Origin of the sequence: Micromonospora pisi (assembly GCF_003633685.1) — a bacterium.
GTDB lineage: Bacteria > Actinomycetota > Actinomycetes > Mycobacteriales > Micromonosporaceae > Micromonospora_G > Micromonospora_G pisi.
This window is the reverse complement of record NZ_RBKT01000001.1, coordinates 4,699,210-4,716,705: the sequence shown is the minus strand read 5'-3', so window position 1 is coordinate 4,716,705 and position 17,496 is coordinate 4,699,210. Positions and strand designations below refer to the sequence as shown.

Below are 17,496 nucleotides of genomic sequence, written 5' to 3'. Positions count from 1 at the left end.
GGTCCGCCGTACGGCCGGCGGGCCGCCACCGGCGCCCGCCGTGGCACTGTGCCCCGCGTTGGTCCCGGTACGTTCCTCGACGCTGGACATCAGATGCTGACCTCACCCACACCGAACGTGGTCTGCAACCAGATCACGAAATCGAGCCAGCCGCCGGTGACCAGGGCGAGCCCGACCACGACCAGCAGTGCCCCACCGATCCGGGTGACCCAGAGACTGTTGCGCCGGATCGCCTTGAAGACGCCGAGCAGCCGCCGGAAGGCGAGCCCGAAGATCACGAACGGCAGCCCGAGTCCGAGGCAGTACGCGACCGCCAGCAGCGCGGCCCGATCGGTCTGTCCGCTGACCGCGGCGAGTCCGAGCACCGCCCCGAGGGTCGGCCCGGAGCAGGGCAGCCAGGAGAGCGCGAAAACGGCGCCGAAGACCGGTGCCCCGATCAGCCCGGCGGCCGGCAGCCGCTGGATCCGGAACTCGCGTTGCAGACCGGGCACCAGGCCGAGGAAGGCGAGCCCGAGCAGGATGATCAGCGCACCGATGCCGATCTCGAGTGCCCGGCGGTGCGTGGCGAGCAACTGTCCGGCGCTGGCCGCGAGGATCGCGCTGAGCACGTACACGACGGTGAAGCCGGCGATGAAGAGCAGCGTGCCGGCGAGCACCCGACCCTTGACCGCACGAACGCTCCGGGTCGCCACCGCCTCCTCCACCGCCACCGCGCCGCCGCTGGCCGGTGCACCGCCTTCGGCGTTAGGAAGGGCCCCTTCTACAACGGAATCCGATAACAGGGGGCCCTTCCTAACCCGGGAGGCGTCGAGGTCGGCGCCGGCCAGGCCGGTGACGTACGAGAGGTAGCCGGGGACCAGCGGCAGGATGCACGGTGACAGGAAGCTGACCAGGCCGGCGAGGGCCGCCGCGCCGAACGCCAGTACCAGCGGCCCGCTCTCGGCGAGGGACGCGAACGAGTCGCCCATCAGCGGGCAACCGGAGACGGAGAGCCGGCCGACGGCGAACCGGCGTCGGAAGAGGTGGGGGTGGTGACGGCACCACCGGTCGCCGGCTTCTCCGCGGCGACCCGGGCCACCACCGGTTGCAGCATCGACTGGAGTACGGGCTTGCGGAAGACCGCCGCGATCTTGCCGTCGCGGTCGAGCACGATCGTCGCCGGGGTGCTGTTCGGCGGGATCTCGAAGTTGAGCGCCACCCGGTTGCCCGAGTCGAAGAGGCTCGGATACGTCACCCCGAGGCTCTGCTCGAACGCCTTCGCCTTGTCCCGGCTGTCCTGGACGTTGACGCCGATGAACCGGACCCCCTGATCCCGGGTGGCCGCGAAGGTGCTCTCAAGGTCGTCCGCCTCGGCCCGGCAGGGCGGGCACCAGGAGCCCCAGAAGTTGACCACGACGACCTGGCCACGGTCCTGGGTGATGTCGTACTGGCCGCCGTCGAGCAGTTCACCGCTGACCTTGGGGGCGGGTGCCCGGTCCTCCGGGGCGCACTCGATCGCCTGGTCGGCGTTGGTCGAGCACTTCTCCTCCCAGCTGCCACCGGAGCAGCCGGCGAGCGCCACCACCGCGACGGCGGAAAGCGCGGCGCCGACCCAGACCCGCGGCGACAGCCTCATCGTCAAGCCCCCTTGGCCGTCCGCGCGGTCGGCGACATGGCCACCAGGTGAGCGGCCGGCTCGGAGTAGCCGATGCCAACGATCTTGGCGTCCTCGAAGTGGAACGAGGTGAGGCTGGCCAGCCCGCACTGCCGCTTGCGCGGGTCGTGCCAGAGCCGCTTGCGCTCGATGTACCGGCGCAGCGTCCAGATCGGCAGCTGGTGCGAGACGCAGACGGCCTCGCGCCCCTCGGCGGCGACCCGGGCGGCGTGTACGGCGGCGAACATCCGCTCGGCGATGACCCGGTACGCCTCGCCCCAGGACGGGGTGACCGGGTCGCGCAGCACCCACCAGTTGCGTGGGTCACTGAACGACCCGTCGCCCGGCGACACCCGCTTGCCCTCGAACCAGTTGGCACTCTCGATCAGCCGGTCGTCGACCGCGACCGGGAGCCCGAACTGGGCGGCGATCGGTTCGGCGGTCTGCTGGGCCCGTTCCAGGGGACTGGCCACCACGTACGCCAGATCCCGGTCGGCGAGCGCCTGCGCCGCCGCCTTGGCCATCTGGACACCCAACTCGGAGAGGCGGAATCCGGGCAACCGACCGTAGAGAATCTTGTCCGGGTTGTACACCTCGCCGTGCCGAAGCACGTGGACGACCGTCTTGCTCACTCGACTACCCCCCGTGACTGGCCGCCGCCGCGGCTGCTGCCGCTGCCGCGGGCAGTGCTGCCGCGTACTGCTCCAGTGCGGCGTCATCCAACGCCGCCGACACGAACCACGACTCGAACGCGCTCGGCGGCAGGTACACGCCGTGGGCCAGCATCGCGTGGAAGAACGCCCGGAACGCGGCCACGTCCTGGGTACGGGCCGAGTCGAAGTCGACCACGTCATTCTCGGTGAAGAAGATCGAGAACATGTTGCCCGCGTACGAGAGCCGGTGCGGCACCCCGACGGCGGCCAGCGCCTCGCCGGCCAGCTTGCCGACGGTGTTGGCGGTGGTGTCCAGGCGCTGGTAGAGCGCATCGTCGGCGAGCCGGAGGGTGGCCAGCCCGGCGGCGCAGGCGAGCGGGTTACCGGAGAGCGTGCCGGCCTGGTAGACCGGGCCGGCCGGGGCCAGCCGCGACATGATCTCGGTCCGGCCGCCGAACGCCGCTGCCGGCAGGCCGCCGCCCATCACCTTGCCGTAGGTGAACAGGTCGGCGTCGACCGGTTCGTGCCCGGCCCAGCCGCCCTTCGAGACCCGGAACCCGGTCATCACCTCGTCCACCACGAGCAGCGCGCCGTACGCGTGGGCGATGCTGGCCAGCCGCGCGTTGAAGCCGTCGCGAGGGGCGATCACACCCATGTTGCCCGGCGCCGCCTCGGTGATGATCGCGGCGATGTGCTCGCCCTCGGCGGCGAACACGGCCTCGACCGCGCTCACGTCGTTGTACGGCAGCACGATGGTCTCGCCGGCCGCCGCGCCGGTGACCCCGGGCGAATCGGGCAGGCCCAGGGTGGCGACGCCGGAGCCGGCCGACGCGAGCAGCGCGTCCACGTGCCCGTGGTAACAACCGGCGAACTTGACGATCTTCGAGCGGCCGGTGAAGCCCCGGGCCAGCCGGATCGCCGACATGGTGGCCTCGGTCCCGGAGTTGACCAGTCGTACCTGCTCGACCGGGGTGCGCGCGACGATCTCGGTGGCCAGCTCGATCTCGCCCGGCGTGGGCGTACCGAAGCTGGTGCCGAGGGCGGCGGCGGCCTGGACGGCAGCGACCACCTCGGGGTGGGCGTGCCCGGCGATCAGCGGGCCCCAGGAGCAGACCAGATCGACGTAGCGCCGGCCGTCGGCGTCGAAGAGCCACGGGCCGGAGCCACGGACCATGAAGCGGGGCGTCCCCCCGACCGCCCGGAACGCGCGTACGGGGGAGTTGACCCCGCCCGGCACGATGGCTCGGGCGCGGTCGAACAGGGCTTCGGATGCCGGGGCTTCGGCCGGGTAGGGGCCGGTGCCGGCGGAGTGCGTATCGGTCACGGTGCCGCCATTCTGTCAGCGCCACCGGTCAGCGCGGTAACCACCCCTGGTGGGGTTACCCGGCTCACGTCCGGCACCCCGACCGCGCCCCGGTGTACGCGATCTTCGCAGCGCGGCGGTATGCCTCAAACCGGCCGAGTCACCTAGATCGCGATACGCTGATCCGGTGGAGCGAGCGGAGCTGACCATAGCGGTCCAGCGGACCGGCGAAGAGGTGATCCTGAACCTCGCCGGTGAGATTGACATGCTCACTGCGGGCCGGCTCTCCGCCGCCGTGAACGAGGTGCTTTCCGACGCGCCGCCGCGAGTGGTGCTGGATCTGAGCGGTGTCACCTTCTGCGACTCGCAGGGGCTCGGCACCCTGGTCGTACTGAGTCGCAAGGCCAGTCACGCGCAGACCCTGCTGGTGTTGACCAACGTGGGCGACTTCCTGCTGCGGGTGTTGGACATCACCGGCCTGCGCTCCGCTCTCATGATCCGCAACGAGCCCGCCAACAGCTGACCCGTACCGGGCACCGGCGTCATTCGCGGGTCAACCCCGGCGGGAGGGCGTCTTCGTCGGGCCCGACCGGGCGGGCGTTGACCAGCGGATTGTGGCGCAGGGCGGCGATCAAGGCCGCGCTGCCGCCGATGTCGGTCCAGGTGTCGTCCCAGAGCGCGGAGACGAGCCAGGACCGGTCCGCGGGAAAGAACAGATCGGGCAGTGGTCCGTCACCGCGCATGTGACCGGTCCGCCAACCGAGAGCCTGTTCGGGGCCGGCCTCGACCAGCACATAGGGCCAGTCCCAGTAGAGGGCCACCTTCGGAGCCAGGGGGAAGACGATGTCGTGGGCGCCGGTGTCGAGGTAGCCCAGCCACCAGGGCTGATCGGGGGTGTGTCTGACGAGCACGTCGACCACGGCGCGTTCATGCGCCTGGTAACCGACGCCGTCGGGCGGGAAAAAGGTGGCGTAGGCGTCGTACACCGGCGGGATCGCCGTGGTGATCGAGATGCCTGACGTGGTCTGGCCAACGATCCAGCCCACGTCGTCGGCCGTACCGATCCGCCAACTCCGCCCGCCCCTTGTGACGTCCATGGCACCCATCCAACCGGAGGTCGACAGCGAGCTGTGGCGAATTACTACCCCTGGAGGGGTACGAATCCGCCACAGCCCACGCGGCAGACCACCCCTGCAAAGGTCACGGCCGGGCGGGGGTGCCGACGAGGTGGCGCATCGAGGTCTGAAACTCGGCTCGACTGTCGCGAAGATCAGCGGTGACGGTCTCGTACGCCTCGTCCAGCCGCACGAGCAGTTCTGCGAGGTCTCCGAGGCCATCGCCGAGTTGCCAGGTCAGCCACTGCGCACGCAGCTTGTCGAGGGACTGACGGAGCAACTTCAGCGTGAACTCGTGTGCCGCGATTGCCGCCACCGCGCCGATCGCCTCGCTGACGCCCTCCGGTTCATCGGCAATCAGTTCCAGCAGGTCCCGCTCTTCAATCTCGTAACCGAGGTCGACCGCGAGTTTGCACACCTGTTCGCGAAGGTCCATGTCGTCCCCTACTCCACGGAGATATCGATAGACCAACTCTTGCAGAGAGTTAGAACTCTTGGCAAGAGTTATGCGGGAAAGCTGTACTCCAACTCGTAGGCGGAGGCGTCGAGCACCATCCGGGTCACCTCTACACAGCGGTCCGCCTCGGTGTACGCGTACCGAGTGATCTCGATAACCCGTGCGCCAGCGGTGGACAGAGCCAGTCGGTCCCGCTCGTCCGGATGGGGCGCCCGATCCGTCAGACGTTCCACGAAACGCGCTGGCCCAAAGCCCAACTCGGCAAGCCGGGCGTACGCACCACCCGGTCCGGTGTCCGTGTAGGTGATTGCCGTCCCACGTACCAGTTCGAGCGGAAGGTAGGAGGTGGCCAACTGCACCGGGCGCCCGTCGACCTCGAACCGGCGGGAGCGACTGAGCACGGCGGCGTCGACAGCCACGCCCAACGCGGTTGCGACGTACCCCGGAGCGGGCACCTCACTGACGACCACGTCCAACACTCTTGCCCGTACGCCGGTGTCATGGTCCTGGATGGCCTGGCCCTGTCCCCAGTGCGAGCGGGAGAGCCTCCCCGGCGAACTGCGGAGGATCCGTTCGAAGCGACGGATGAAGGCGCCCGCGCCCTGCCGGGTTACCACCAGACCCTCGCCACGGAGCACGTTGACCGCGCTGTGCGCGACGGTCGTGGTCACACCGAACTGAGCCGCCAACTCCGGCAGCGACGGCATCCGGTCGCCCTGCGCCAACTCGCCAGAGAGGATGGCTGCGCGGATCTCGTCCGCGACCCGCTGGTACGCCGGCCCACTGCCCACGATTCTGCCCAGATCCCTTTCCTCCGCCGAACAGTGCGACTCTACGCGGCTTCCACCGTCGCGGCGGTTGCCGACCGGATCAGCGGTGCCGGCCAGCGAGCGGTTAGGGGGTGGTGCCCCAGCGGGCCTGTTCGAGGATTTCCGCGGCCCGTTCGTGGGCGTCCGTGTTTTCCGAACGGAGCAGGCGGGTCGCCTCGTCCACCGCGTCGGTGAGGTTGCGCCACTGGGTGTTGCGCTCGCGTACCACCTCGGACTGGGCCACGAGCTGCCGGTTCTTGGTCCAGAGGTCGACGAATACCGACACCTTCGCCCGTAGCACCCAGGGGTCGAACGGCTTGGTCAGGTAGTCGACCGCACCGACGGCGTAACCACGCAGCGCAAGCTGGGCGTCGCGGTCGGCGGCGGTAAGGAAGATGATCGGTACGTGTCGGGTCCGCTCCCGCCGCTTGATGTGGCTGGCGGTCTCGAACCCGTCCATGTCCGGCATCTGGGCATCGAGCAGGATCACCGCGAAGTCGTCCACGAGAAGCTGCTTGAGTGCCGCCTCGCCGCTCTCGACCGCCACCGAGTGCACCGGCAGGCCCTGCAGGATCGCCTCCAGGGCCAGCAGGTTCTCCCGCCGGTCGTCGACCAGAAGTGCCTTCGCCACCTCGCTCATCGGACTACCGCTTCGCTGCCGTACTCACTCACTGGGCATCTCCCGTCCGCTGCCGTTGACCCAGGAGGCCATCAGTTCGATCAGCTCATCCAGGTCGACCGGCTTGGTGATGTAGTCACTGGCTCCGGCACCGAGCGCCGACTCACGGTCGCCCGGCATGGCCTTCGCGGTCAGGAAGACGACCGGCAGGTCAGTGAATCGGTGGTTACGACGAATCGCCCGGGTGGTCTCGTAACCGTCCTGATCCGGCATCATCGCATCCATCAGCACAATATCGACCTCCGGATGCTCGGCGAGCAGCCGTACGCCGTCCACCCCGTTGTCCGAGTAGAGCACCGTCATCCCGTGCAGCTCCAGCGCGCTGGTCAACGCGAAGACGTTCCGTACGTCGTCGTCGATGATGAGTACGGTGGCGCCGTCGAGTTGGCGGGTGACCGGGGCGTTCATCCGTTCGACCTCGGCCGGGCGCAGCAGCGGCGGCAGGTCCTTGCGGATCGGGGCGGCCGGCAACGGCATCGGGGCGACCACCGTGTCCGGGGCCAGCACGTCCGGTACGAACAGGGTGAAGGTCGAGCCCTGGCCAGGCGCGGACGAGACCGTGATCGTGCCACCGATCAAACGGGCCAGGTCCCGGCTGATCGACAGCCCGAGACCGGTGCCGCCGTAGCGGCGGCTGGTGGTCCCGTCCGCCTGCTGGAACGCTTCGAAGATCAATGAGAGCTTGTCGTCGGAGATGCCGATACCGGTGTCGATCACGGTGAACGCGACCACCTGACGGGCCGTGGCCAGTGCCGGCACGTCGAAGTACGTCCCCTCCTGTGCCGGCGCGATCCGGAGCGTGACCGCCCCGTTGTCGGTGAACTTCACCGCATTGGAGAGCAGGTTGCGCAGGATCTGCTGGAGTCGCTGGGCATCGGTGATCACCGCGGCCGGCAGGTCCCGGGAGATCCGTACCTGGAAGTCCAGGTGTTTCTCCTCGGCCTGCGGCGCGAACGCCTGCTCGACGTAGGCCCGGATCTCGTCGAACCGCACCTCGGTCGGCTCGACGTCCATCCGGCCAGCCTCGATCTTGGACAGGTCGAGGATGTCGTCGATCAGCCGGAGCAGGTCGGAGCCGGCACTGTGGATGGTGCGGGCGAACTCGGTCTGCTTGTCGGTCAGGTTCTGCTCCGAGTTGTCCGCCAACAGCCGGGCCAGCAGCAGCAGCGAGTTGAGCGGCGTACGCAGCTCGTGGCTCATGTTGGCCAGGAACTCCGACTTGTACGCCGAGGCGCGGGTGAGCTGCTGCGCCTTCTCCTCCAGACCGATCCGGGCCATCTCGATCTCCCGGTTCTTGGTCTCGATGTTGCCCTTCTGCTCGGAGAGCAGTTGCGCCTTGTCCTCCAGTTCGGCATTCGTACGCTGGAGTTCGGCCGACTGTTCCTGCAACTCGTGCGCCAGCCGCTGGGACTGGGCCAGCAGCTCCTCCGTACGCCGGTTGGCCTGGATGGTGTTGACCGCGATGCCGATCGTCGTGACCAGCCGCTCCAGGAAGGTCAGGTGCAGCTCGGAGAAGGCGGCGACGCTGGCGAACTCGATCACGCCGAGCAGTTCGCCCTCGAAGAGGACCGGCAGCACCACCAGGTCGGCCGGGGGTGTCGCGGCCAGCCCGGACCGTACGGTCAGCTTCCCGTCCGGTACGCCGACCCGGATCGTCCGGCGGGAGAGCGCCGCCTGCCCGACCAGTCCCTCACCGGGGCCGAAGGTGACGTTGTGGTGCCGGGCGACATAACCGTACGAGGCGGTCAGCCGCAGCCGCATCACCGCCTCTTCGGTGTCGGCCAGGAAGAACGCGCCGAGCTGCGCGTCGACCAGCGGGGTGACCTCCATCATGATCATCCGGCAGACCTCGCCCAGATCCCGCTGCCCCTGGAGCAGGCCACCGATCCGGGCCAGGTTGGAGTCGAGCCAACCCTGCTCCGCGTTCTTCTTGGTGGTCTCCCGGAGCGTGACGATCATCTGGTTGATGTTGTCCTTCAGCTCGGCGACCTCACCCTGCGCCTCGACCGTGATCCGCTGGGTCAGGTCACCCCGGGTCACCGAGGTCGACACCTGCGCGATCGCGCGCAACTGGGTGGTCAACGTGGAGGCGAGCTGGTTCACGTTCTCGGTCAGGTCCCGCCAGGTGCCGGAAACCCCCTTCACCTGCGCCTGACCACCGAGCTTGCCCTCGATACCCACCTCACGGGCCACCCGGGTCACCTCGTCGGCGAACGACGACAACTGATCCACCATCGTGTTGATGGTGTTCTTCAGCTCCAGGATCTCGCCCTGCGCGTCAACGGTGATCTTCTGCCCCAGGTCACCCCGGGCAACCGCCGTGGTCACCGAGGCGATGTTCCGGACCTGGGAGGTCAGGTTCGACGCCATCGAGTTCACGTTGTCGGTCAGGTCCCGCCAGGTGCCCGAGACGCCCTTCACCTCGGCCTGACCACCGAGCTTGCCCTCGGTGCCCACCTCACGGGCCACCCGGGTCACCTCGTCGGCGAACGACGACAACTGATCCACCATCGTGTTCACCGTCGACTTCAACTCCAGGATCTCACCCCGGGCATCAACAGTGATCTTCTGCGACAGGTCACCCTTCGCCACCGCCGTGGAGACCTGGGCGATGTTCCGCACCTGGGAGGTCAGGTTCGACGCCATCGAGTTCACGTTGTCGGTCAGGTCCCGCCAGGTGCCGGCGACTCCACGTACCTGGGCCTGACCACCGAGCTTGCCCTCGGTGCCCACCTCACGGGCCACCCGGGTCACCTCGTCGGCGAACGACGACAACTGATCCACCATCGTGTTCACCGTCGACTTCAGCTCCAGGATCTCACCCCGGGCATCAACAGTGATCTTCTGCGACAGATCGCCCTTCGCCACCGCCGTGGTCACCGAGGCGATGTTCCGGACCTGGGAGGTCAGGTTCGACGCCATCGAGTTCACGTTGTCGGTCAGGTCCCGCCAGGTGCCGGAAACCCCCTTCACCTGCGCCTGACCACCGAGCTTGCCCTCGGTGCCCACCTCACGGGCCACCCGGGTCACCTCGTCGGCGAACGACGACAACTGATCCACCATCGTGTTCACCGTCGACTTCAACTCCAGGATCTCACCCCGGGCATCAACAGTGATCTTCTGCGACAGGTCACCCTTCGCGACGGCGGTGGAGACCTGGGAGATGTTGCGGACCTGCGAGGTGAGGTTGCCGGCGAGCTGGTTCACGTTCTCGGTCAGGTCCCGCCAGGTACCGGAGACACCGCGTACCTGGGCCTGACCACCGAGCTTGCCCTCGATACCCACCTCACGGGCCACCCGGGTCACCTCGTCGGCGAACGACGACAACTGGTCGACCATCGTGTTGACGGTGTCCTTCAGCTCCAGGATCTCGCCCTGCGCCGCCACGGTGATCTTCTGGCTGAGGTCGCCCCGGGCCACCGCGGTCGACACCTGGGCGATGTTGCGGACCTGGGAGGTCAGGTTCGACGCCATCGAGTTGACGCTGTCGGTCAGGTCCTTCCAGGTACCGGCGACGTTCGGCACCTCGGCCTGGCCACCGAGCTTGCCCTCGGTGCCCACCTCGCGGGCCACCCGGGTCACCTGCTCGGCGAAGAGCCGCAGCGTGTCGGTGAGCGAGTTGAAGGTATGGGCCAGCTCGGCCACCTCACCCTTCGCCGACACGGTGATCTTCTGCGACAGGTCGCCCCGAGCCACTGCGGTGGCGACCTGTGAAATCGACCGCACCTGGTAGGTCAGGTTCGACGCCATCGTGTTGACCGACTCGGTCAGGTCCTTCCAGGTGCCGGAGACCCCGCGTACGTCGGCCTGTCCGCCCAGCTCACCCTCGGTGCCCACCTCGCGGGCCACCCGGGTCACCTCGTTGGAGAAGGAGGAGAGCTGGTCGACCATCGTGTTGACCGTACGGCCGATCCGGAGGAACTCGCCGCGCAGCGGCCGACCGTCCATCTCCATCGCCATGTGCTGGGACAGGTCGCCGTCGGCGACCGCCACGATCACCCGGGCGATCTCGGTGGCCGGCCGGGCCAGGTCGTCGATCAGAGAGTTGACCGCCCGTTGCCCGTCGGCCCAGGCGCCGTCGAAGCCCTCCTCGTCGAGCCGTTCGGTGAGCCGGCCGTCCCGGCCGACGATCCGGCTGATCCGCCGCAGGTCGAGGTTCTGCCGCTCCTGGAGGGAAACCACCTCGTTGAAGGCGTCCGCGACCTCGCCAGCGACCCCCGCGCGACGCGGCAGCCGCACCTTGAGATCACCGCGGCGAACCCGCCGCAGCGCCTCGGCGAGTTCGCCGAGCAGGGCCGCGTCATCCGAGGTCGACGGGTCCGCGACGGGCAATTGTTTCGCCGTGGTCATACTTCCTCGCTCAGTTCGCCGGAGGGGGGACAGGGCGCCTGACCGGCCCCGTGCCATGGCAGCACCCCCCATCATTGTGCTCCGACCGCGTCGATACCAGCCCGCGCTGACCTGCGGCGGCGTGCCGCCAGGCTTGGCACCGGGAGCCTGTCAGTGGAGGATGAAACCGTGTCAGCGGAAATCGGGGGGCCGTTCAGTGACCGCACGGACGAGCGCGTCCGGCGGATAAGGCTTCCCGCCGACCGGCGCACACCCGCCGCGGCGCGGGCGATCGTACGGTCGGTTCTGGCCGACGCGAAGCTGGACGAGCTGCTCAACGAGGCACTACTGCTGACTACCGAGTTGTCCACGAACGCGGTGGAACACGCCGGGACGGAACTGGACATCGAGGTCGTCGCGGACGAGAGCGGACTGACCGTGACGGTCTCCGACTTCGCCGTCGGACCGATCGAAAAGGTGACCGCCCGGCCGAAAAACGACCTGACAGATATTTCCGAGGTTTCGGAGCGAGGGCGCGGCCTCCTGCTCGTCGACCACTTCGCCAGCCGCTGGGGAACCACCCACCTCCCCACCGGCAAGGGCGTCTGGTTCCGGCTCGACCGCAAGACCCCGACACCCCCCGACACCACCCTGGCGCAGAGCACCCCGACGTCACCCGCCGCCGGTCAGGGCACCGGACCCGCGCCGAGCGCCGGTGCGCTCAGCGCGCTGATGCAGATCGCCCCCGACTCGTACGCGGACGACCCGTTGCCCGACTTCGCCGGCGACCTGCTGGCCCGGGTCGGCGAGATGGTCGGGGCGGCCGGCGGCACCGTACGGCTGGACCGGGGCGACGGCAACGGATCACAGGTGCTGGCCCGTTACGGCCGGCACCCCCGTTCCGGCGACGACCTGCTCCGGGTGCCGCTCGCCGTGCACCGGCCCTACAGCGGGGAGCTGGAACTCGACGCGGCACCATCGGGTTACGCCCAGCCACTCGCCGCGCTGATGGCCGAGCGGCTCTCGTTGCACCTGGAGAACGACCGGCTCCGCCGGGCCGACGTACGCCGGCAGAGCTGGCTGACCTTCCTGGCGGAGGCGTCTGAACTGCTGGCCCAGTCGCTGGACGTCGAGCTGACCATGGCGCTCATCCCGCAACTGGTCGTACCCCGCCTGGGGCAGTGGTGCGCCGTGCACACCACGGACGAGTGGGGGCGGCTCAAACTCGCCGCGGCCAGCCACGCGGACGAGGCGGTCCTGCCCGAACTGCACAAGGTGCTCAAGGACGAGGGTCCGGACTCGGTCCAGGCCCGCCTGCGGGAGGCGTCCCGCAGCGGGTCGCAGGTGCCGATCGGCGGCCCGATGGACGGCTTCGCCGTCCCACTGGTCGCCCGGGGGCAGCGGCTCGGCACCCTCGCGGTCGGCCGCCACCTGCGCCATCGGCACGACCCGGACGAAGTCGCGGTGCTGGAGGACGTGGCCCGGCGGGCGGCACTGGCGATCGAGAACGCGCGCATCCACGCCGAGCGGCGCCGGGTGGCGCACACCCTGCAACAGTCGCTGCTGCCACCGGTCCTACCGGTGGTCGACGGCATCGGCTTCGCCGCCGAGTACGTACCGACCGGCGACGACGCCGACGTGGGCGGCGACTTCTACGACGTACTGCCGCTGCCGGACGGCCGGTGGCTGGTCGTGGTCGGGGACGTCTCCGGCAAGGGCGTACAGGCGGCAGCGGTGACCGGATTGGTCCGGGACGTGATCCGGGTGCTGGTCGGGGACGGCAAACCGCTGCCCGAGGCGCTGGCCCGGCTCAACGAGACGCTGGTGGAGCGGGGCGGCGGGCGCTACTGCACGCTGGCCCTGGCGGCGGTGGCACAGGACCACGAGGGTCGGCTCGCGGTGGAGCTGCACCTGGCCGGGCACGACCGTCCGGTCCTGGTACGCGGCAACGGTCGCACCTCCTTCGTCGGCACCGGTGGGACCGCGCTCGGGCTGCTCGACTCGATCGCCACCCCGGCGATGACGGTGCCGATGGCCCCGGGCGACGCGCTGATCTTCTACACCGACGGGGTGACCGAGCGGCGGCGCGGCCGGGAGCTGTTCGGCCTCGACCGGCTCCGGGACGCGGCCGCGCCGTTGGCCGGCTACTCCGCCGACGTGGTCGCAGCCCGGCTGCGCTCCACCGCGATCGGGTTCTCCGCTGAGGCCCCCCGCGACGACATCGCCATCCTCGTACTGCGCAACGAGGCGGTCCCGGTCTGAGCCGTCGACCGGCCCCGGCGGCGGGCGAACGCCATGGAGAGCTCTGCTCCGAGCAGCCGATTTAGACTGCGGGCATGCCATCGATCACCCGACGCGCGACTGATCCCGGCCGCCGCGCCTCGGTCGAAGCCCAGATCCTCGCCGCGACCGAACGGCTGCTGGCCGGCGGGGCGAGCTTCACCGAACTCGGCGTACAGCGGATCGCCGCCGAGGCGGGTGTCGCCCGGTCGACCTTCTACACCCACTTCCGGGACAAGAGCGAGCTGCTCGTGCGGTTGGCCCACACGATGCGGACCATCGGCTACGACACCGGCACCATCTGGAAGCCCTCGGACGGACTGGACGTCCTGATCGACGTCTTCCAGCGGATCGTGCGGGTCTACCGGGAGTACGCCGCCGTGCTCGCCGCGATCAACGAGGTCGCCGCGTACGACGCCACGGTGCGCGATTTCTGGATCGCCGGGCACAGCCGGTTCATCGAACACACCGCTCAGGTGCTGACCGCCGAACGGGACAGCAACCGGATCCCCGACCTGCACGTGTCGTACGCCGCCCAGGTGATCGTGATCGGTGGCGACCGTGCCATCACCGAGTACGTGGCGACGACCCCGGGTGACAGCAGCGGCGACGACGCCTTCGGTGAGGAGCTGGCGAAAATCTGGTGGTACGGGGCCTACCAGCGCCGCCCGTAACCGCGCCCGAACGGACACCTGGCTGACGCCTGGCGCCCTGCTGGTGGGCGGCGCCAGGCGTCAGCGGTTCCAGGACCGGCGGCGGGCTCAGAGGCCGCCGGTGTAGCGGCCCGGCGCGAACCGGTGATCCGGGTCGAAGCGTTCCTTCACCCGCCGCAGCAACGGCAGGGTGGGCAGGGTGCCCCAGAAGTCGATCTCTCCCCGGGTCCGCGGCGGGGCGGCCAGCACCACACAGCGACCGTTGCGGGCCGACAGCACACGGCGCACCACCGCGAGGATCGGTCCGATCTGCTCCGGGGCGAGGTAGCCGGGCAGTGCGGCGTACACCACGCCGAGGCCGGCGGAGCCGCGGACCGAGATCGGGGTGCCGGCGGCGTCGCCCAACGCGTAGAGCACGGCGTGCAGGTCGGTCGAGGGTACGTCGATACGTACGGCGACGTCGTCGGCGGTGAACGGGTAGCGGCCCCACCAGGCCGGCGCCCTGGTGTCGACCCGACTGTCACCGTCGAACAGCTCGACCAGCCGGGCCACCCGCCCACCGACGTCGGCCTCGCCGCCCTCCAGCAGGACGGAGAGGGTGCCGGCGGCGGGCGGCCCGGTGCGGTGTCCACCACCGATGCCCTCCTTCGGCAGGTCGACCTCGATCGCCGCCGGGCTCAGCCAGGCGCCGTGGATCGACCGGACCAGCTGGTGCACCTCCAGCGGCGACTGGACCGGCCGGGACACCCAGATCCGGGTCGCCGGGGTCGGCTGGAGCCGCATCGTCGCGGAGACCAGCACACCGAGCGCGCCGTTGGAGCCGCAGAGCAGCCGGGCCAGGTCGTAGCCGGCGTTCTCGCCGGCCGCCCAGCCGCCGGCGTGGTGCAGCGCCCCGGTCGCGTCCACGTAACTGACCCCGAGGAGCCGGTCGCCGGGCGAGCCGTGCCGGTGACGCATCGGGCCGGTCTCGTCGGCGGCCACCATGCCGCCGATGGTCGCGTCGGGTGACGGCAGGTCGAGCGGGAGCCGGGTCCCGGTCCGGGCCAGCGCGGCCTGCACCGCGCGGACCGGCGTGCCCGCCCCGACCTCGGCCACCATCTCGTCGGCGGCGTGGTGCCAGATCCCGGCCAGCCGGCCGGTGTCGAGCACGACGTCCACCCGCGACGGCGGCGCGCCCCAGTCCATCTTGGTGCCGGCGCCACGGGGCACCACCGAGAGCGCGTGGTCGGCGGCGACCCGCAGCACGGCGCTCACCCCGTCGGCGGTGCCCGGCGCCGCCACCCAGCGCGCCGCCCTGCCGGCCACCCCGTCGGCCATGCCGGCCGGGCGGACGAACTCTTCTCCACAGATGTCGGCCAGTCGCTGACCGATCCCCCCACCAGCTGCCCGCTCCACCGCTGTCATCGATGTCCCCACGGCGCTTATCGTACACATGTTCTAATCTTTGCCAACGGTCGGTGCCGGGCCGGCGCCACCGGGAGCGGTAACGTGGCCGTCGTGAGCACTGAGACACCCGCCGCCCCCATCGCCGACCGGATCCCGAGCGAGCGCACCCACCACGGCGACACCGTCATCGACGAGTACGCGTGGCTCGCCGCGAAGGACAACCCGGCGACGATCGCCCACCTGACCGCCGAGAACGACTACACCGAGGCCGTGACGGCGCCACTGGCCGCGCTGCGGGAGACGCTCTTCGTCGAGACCAAGGACCGCACCCAGGAGACCGACCTCTCGGTGCCGGCCCGCAAGGGCGGCTACTGGTACTACACCCGCACCGTCGAGGGCCAGCAGTACGGCATCCACTGCCGACGCCCGGTCGCCGAGGACGAGACGGAGCCGCCTGCCACCGGTGACGGCGCCCCGCTCGACGGCGAGGAGATCCTGCTCGACGGCAACGCTCTCGCGCAGGGCCAGGACTTCTTCGCGCTCGGCACCTTCGACGTGAGCCCGGACGGGAACTGGCTGGCGTACTCCACCGACTTCGCCGGTGACGAACGCTTCACCCTGCGGGTGAAGGACCTCCGCACCGGGGAGGTGCTCGCCGACGAGGTGCCCGACACCTTCTACGGCAGCGCCTGGTCCGGGGACGGGTCGACCCTGTTCTACCTGACCGTGGACGAGGCGTGGCGGCCGAACCAGGTGTGGCGGCACACCGTGGGCGCGGCGGCCGCCGACGACGACGTGGTCTACCAGGAGGACGACGAGCGGTTCTGGGTCGGGGTGGAGCTGACCCGCTCGGAGAAGTTCATCGTCATCGAGGCGCACAGCAAGGTCACCAGCGAGGTACGGGTCATCCCGGCCAGCAACCCGACCGGCGAGCCGGCGGTGATCGCACCCCGCCGGCAGGGCGTCGAGTATTCGATCGAGCACCACGGGCACCGGTTCCTGATCCTGCACAACGACGGCGCCGAGGACTTCGCGCTCGCGTACACGTCGGCGGACAACCCCGGTGACTGGGTGCCGATGATCGAGCACACGCCCGGCACCCGGCTGGAGTCGGTGGACGCGTTCGCCAACCACCTGGTGGTCTCGCTGCGCAGCGAGGGGCTGACCGGGCTGCGGGTGCTCACCACCGGCAGCACCGACGCGTACGACATCGACTTCCCCGAGCCGATCTACAGCGTCGGGCTGGACGCCAACCCGGAGTACCAGACCAGCACCGTCCGGTTGCGCTACACCTCCCTGGTCACCCCGGACTCGGTCTACGACTACGACCTGGTGACCCGGACGATGGTGCTGCGCAAGCAGAAGCCGGTGCTGGGTGGTTTCGATCCGGCCGCGTACGAGCAGCACCGGGACTGGGCGTTGGCCGACGACGGCACCCGGGTGCCGATCTCGCTGGTCTGCCGTGCCGGTACGCCCCGCGACGGCTCGGCACCGTGTGTGCTCTACGGCTACGGGTCGTACGAGGCGAGCATGGACCCGTGGTTCTCAATTCCCCGGCTCTCGCTGCTGGACCGGGGCGTCGTCTTCGCGGTCGCACACGTCCGGGGCGGCGGCGAGCTGGGCCGGCACTGGTACGACCAGGGCAAGATGCTGGCCAAGAAGAACACCTTCACCGACTTTGTCGCGGTGGCCCGGCACCTGGTCAAGTCCGACTGGACCACGGCCGACAAGCTGGTGGCCCGGGGCGCGTCCGCCGGTGGCCTGCTGATGGGCGCGGTGGCGAACCTGGCACCGGAGGCGTTCGCCGGCATCGTGGCGCAGGTGCCGTTCGTCGACGCGCTGAACTCGATTCTCGACCCGTCGCTGCCGCTGACCGTGACCGAGTGGGAGGAGTGGGGCAACCCGCTGGCCGACCCCGAGGTGTACGCGTACATGAAGTCGTACACCCCGTACGAGAACGTGGCCCCGGTGAGCTATCCGGCGATCCTCGCGGTGACCAGCCTGAACGACACCCGCGTGCTCTACCACGAGCCGGCGAAGTGGATCGCCCGGCTGCGGGCCGTGGCACCGGAGGGGTCGTACCTGCTGAAGACGGAGATGGGGGCGGGGCACGGCGGGCCGAGCGGGCGCTACGACTCGTGGCGCGAGGAGGCGTTCATCACCGCCTGGATGCTGGACCGCTTCGGTCTCTCCCACTGA

General features: G+C 69.8%; 13 protein-coding genes and 1 pseudogene. 4 read left to right on the top strand and 10 right to left on the bottom strand.

The window, feature by feature from the left end; all coding sequences use genetic code 11:
• Nucleotides 1–89: 89 nt before the first annotated feature.
• The 4 genes and pseudogenes from BDK92_RS20005 to hemL form a co-directional block, all read right to left on the bottom strand.
• A complete protein-coding gene (locus BDK92_RS20005) occupies nucleotides 90–968 on the bottom strand; it encodes a cytochrome c biogenesis CcdA family protein (RefSeq protein ID WP_121158087.1) in 879 nt (292 codons plus the stop codon).
• 71 nt (nucleotides 969–1,039) lie between these two features.
• Nucleotides 1,040–1,615, bottom strand: a pseudogene (locus tag BDK92_RS20000) (TlpA family protein disulfide reductase); the annotation flags it as partial.
• Nucleotides 1,616–1,617: 2 nt separating this feature from the next.
• Nucleotides 1,618–2,265: a histidine phosphatase family protein gene (locus tag BDK92_RS19995; RefSeq protein ID WP_121158084.1), complete on the bottom strand. Its 648-nt coding sequence runs from the start codon at nucleotides 2,263–2,265 to the stop codon at nucleotides 1,618–1,620.
• Between the two features lie 4 nt (nucleotides 2,266–2,269).
• Nucleotides 2,270–3,610 (bottom strand): glutamate-1-semialdehyde 2,1-aminomutase, encoded by a 1,341-nt coding sequence (gene hemL, locus BDK92_RS19990; RefSeq protein ID WP_121158082.1) that lies wholly within the window; start codon nucleotides 3,608–3,610, stop codon nucleotides 2,270–2,272.
• Between the two features lie 166 nt (nucleotides 3,611–3,776).
• Here hemL and BDK92_RS19985 point away from each other — a divergent pair, with 166 nt between their 5' ends.
• Nucleotides 3,777–4,112 (top strand): STAS domain-containing protein, encoded by a 336-nt coding sequence (locus tag BDK92_RS19985; protein ID WP_121158080.1) that lies wholly within the window; start codon nucleotides 3,777–3,779, stop codon nucleotides 4,110–4,112.
• 19 nt (nucleotides 4,113–4,131) lie between these two features.
• On the opposite strand, the gene BDK92_RS39715 is transcribed toward BDK92_RS19985, so the two are convergent.
• The 5 genes from BDK92_RS39715 to BDK92_RS19960 all read right to left on the bottom strand — a co-directional run bounded on the left by BDK92_RS39715 (nucleotide 4,132) and on the right by BDK92_RS19960 (nucleotide 10,999).
• The gene (locus BDK92_RS39715; protein ID WP_211349301.1) at nucleotides 4,132–4,686 is read right to left on the bottom strand and encodes a hypothetical protein; all 555 of its coding nucleotides are present in this window, start codon (nucleotides 4,684–4,686) and stop codon (nucleotides 4,132–4,134) included.
• A 103-nt stretch (nucleotides 4,687–4,789) separates the two neighbouring features.
• Complete coding sequence (locus BDK92_RS19975) at nucleotides 4,790–5,140, bottom strand: hypothetical protein (protein WP_121158078.1); 351 nt, start codon at nucleotides 5,138–5,140, stop codon at nucleotides 4,790–4,792.
• 68 nt (nucleotides 5,141–5,208) lie between these two features.
• Nucleotides 5,209–5,952, bottom strand: a complete 744-nt coding sequence (locus BDK92_RS19970) for a GntR family transcriptional regulator (RefSeq protein WP_211349299.1) — start codon at nucleotides 5,950–5,952, stop codon at nucleotides 5,209–5,211.
• Nucleotides 5,953–6,055: 103 nt separating this feature from the next.
• Nucleotides 6,056–6,610 (bottom strand): response regulator, encoded by a 555-nt coding sequence (locus BDK92_RS19965; protein ID WP_121158076.1) that lies wholly within the window; start codon nucleotides 6,608–6,610, stop codon nucleotides 6,056–6,058.
• Between the two features lie 24 nt (nucleotides 6,611–6,634).
• Nucleotides 6,635–10,999 (bottom strand): hybrid sensor histidine kinase/response regulator, encoded by a 4,365-nt coding sequence (locus BDK92_RS19960; RefSeq protein ID WP_121158074.1) that lies wholly within the window; start codon nucleotides 10,997–10,999, stop codon nucleotides 6,635–6,637.
• A 168-nt stretch (nucleotides 11,000–11,167) separates the two neighbouring features.
• On the opposite strand from BDK92_RS19960, the gene BDK92_RS19955 reads away from it, so the two are divergent.
• Complete coding sequence (locus BDK92_RS19955; protein WP_121162408.1) at nucleotides 11,168–13,240, top strand: SpoIIE family protein phosphatase; 2,073 nt, start codon at nucleotides 11,168–11,170, stop codon at nucleotides 13,238–13,240.
• A gap of 74 nt (nucleotides 13,241–13,314) precedes the next feature.
• Complete coding sequence (locus BDK92_RS19950) at nucleotides 13,315–13,932, top strand: TetR/AcrR family transcriptional regulator (protein WP_121158072.1); 618 nt, start codon at nucleotides 13,315–13,317, stop codon at nucleotides 13,930–13,932.
• 87 nt (nucleotides 13,933–14,019) lie between these two features.
• On the opposite strand, the gene BDK92_RS19945 is transcribed toward BDK92_RS19950, so the two are convergent.
• Nucleotides 14,020–15,327 carry an FAD-binding oxidoreductase gene (locus BDK92_RS19945; protein ID WP_246017137.1) on the bottom strand — a complete coding sequence of 436 codons (1,308 nt, stop codon included), beginning with the start codon at nucleotides 15,325–15,327 and terminating at the stop codon, nucleotides 14,020–14,022.
• A gap of 81 nt (nucleotides 15,328–15,408) precedes the next feature.
• Here BDK92_RS19945 and BDK92_RS19940 point away from each other — a divergent pair, with 81 nt between their 5' ends.
• Nucleotides 15,409–17,496 carry a S9 family peptidase gene (locus tag BDK92_RS19940; protein ID WP_121162407.1) on the top strand — a complete coding sequence of 696 codons (2,088 nt, stop codon included), beginning with the start codon at nucleotides 15,409–15,411 and terminating at the stop codon, nucleotides 17,494–17,496.